At 51.3% G+C, this 1,886-nt stretch carries 2 protein-coding genes; both read right to left on the reverse strand.

Annotated elements, in window-relative coordinates; translation table 11 throughout:
* Positions 1 to 237: 237 nt before the first annotated feature.
* Positions 238 to 1,419, reverse strand: a complete 1,182-nt coding sequence (locus ABJ99_RS19730) for a glycoside hydrolase family 10 protein (protein WP_054087249.1) — start codon at positions 1,417 to 1,419, stop codon at positions 238 to 240.
* Between the two features lie 219 nt (positions 1,420 to 1,638).
* A partial coding sequence (locus tag ABJ99_RS19735) for a glycoside hydrolase family 68 protein (protein WP_195842911.1) occupies positions 1,639 to 1,886 on the reverse strand: 248 nt, incomplete at its 5' end.

Below are 1,886 nucleotides of genomic sequence, written 5' to 3' on the forward strand. Positions count from 1 at the left end.
GGCAGCTTCATGGAGGACCTCACTCAAGATGTGAGGCACGTTCGCAAAAGTGGTCCATCTATGCAGCAGCAAACCATTATTATGGTTGAATAGGTTTAGAACGCGAGTGTGTAACCAGGCTTATTGCTTTCAAGCTAAGGAGCCGCTGATTTATTCGATTTTTCACCCCGGCGATGCTCTGGAGACCTTGATTTGTCAGGGTGCAACAGCTGGGTTTTAGAATAAATCAGCGTCTACTTAAACGTCGGCCCAGCGAAGCTTCAGGTAGTCAACCACCTGCTGAGTCTGTGAGGCCCGCAGAAACATATGTCGAAAAAACATGCACCCGGACACCTCAGCCAGAGAATCATTCAGGTCAAGCTGACGGGTAATTTCAGGCACGCCTCCCTCAACAGTCCAGTCGGGCTCGGCCTCTGATGCCGTTCCCACTTTATACAGAGCCATACCAACATATAACGCTGTGCCGGTACCACTGACGGTATCCGCCCACCACCGTGTGATGACGTCATAGCGGGCAACCTCCCGGGCAAACGGCCAGTAGACCTGTGGGGCGATATAATCAATGATGCCGTCAATGACCCATTTCCGGGTGTCTGCATACGCAAAATCGTAATTGGGTGCACCTGCCTGCGTATCAGACCCCAGCGGGTCATCAGATTTATTACGCCAGACGCCTGCCGGGCTGATACCAAACAAGACATCTGTGTTAACTGCCGCTATTTTTTTATGGCATGCATCAACCAGCGAATACGTGTTATTTCGTCGCCAGTCGGCCTTTGTGGTAAAGGTCGTATTGTATGTCTGGTAGGTAGCATCATCATTCAGCAGGGAATCTGCGGATTCATAATAAAAATAATCATCGAACTGAATGGCATCAACATCGTATTTGGTGACAATTTCTTCAACAATATTACTCACCCAAGCCTGAGCTTCTGGCATGCCGGGATTGAGAACAAAGCGCTTCGCTGAAGTGCCTGTCCATTCAGGATGCAGTTTAAACACACTGACCGGCGAGTCAGAGGATGAGTTATTCAGCTCTTCTATTGTGGCATCGCTGGTGTTCATTGATATGCGGTACGGGTTCACCCATGCGTGCAGCTCAATATGACGAGCGTGCGCCTGCTCAACAGCATAAGCCAGTGGGTCGAAGCCGGGATTTTTCCCCAACGTCCCCGTCAGGTACTTCGACCATGGAAGCAGGTCTGATGCGTAGAATGCATCTGCGCAGGGAACAACCTGGAATATCACTGCATTCATTTTCATTGCCGCAATATCATCAAGAATGCCGGTCAACTCTTCTTTCTGTGCACTGACACGTGCGGCCTCATCAGTGATGGCCAGAGATGAGGCTGACGGCCAGTCAAGATTCGTAACGGTTGCGACCCAAGTCGCCTTGAGATTTTTGTTCGCAGTCGCCATTGCGATTTCTCCTTTGAGTATGGTTCTGAGGAAACGAAATATGCTGTCCATGCATGGGCATTTTGAAATGCCTATGCATGAACTAGCGCTACACCTGCCAAGGCGCTGGTATGTAACCATGGCCGAGCAGATTATCGCGATGAGCGAGCTGCTGGGCTGAACGCACGAAGAGCGCCTGCTCGCACAGGCGTTCTTTAGGCATTATATGGGAACGACGTGTCAGCTCAGCGTCACGTCCTTCATCGCAGGAATATAACCGTAGTCATATTCTTCCTGCACGAACGAGCGATCCCCTTTCAAGAGGATTCTCACCGTCGGCGCTTCGGTCCCGCCGATACGATAATCCTCACCTTCGGTGGGCACGCTGTCGATGAATGAAGTCACCAGGCCGTTCGGCATGACGCAGTGGGAATACGTCTGGAAAGGCTGCTCGGGCGGATTGCCGAGCACCAGGCCGGAAGCGTTCA

Source organism: Pseudomonas syringae pv. cilantro, from assembly GCF_001293775.1.
GTDB classification, from domain to species: Bacteria; Pseudomonadota; Gammaproteobacteria; order Pseudomonadales; family Pseudomonadaceae; genus Aquipseudomonas; species Aquipseudomonas syringae_P.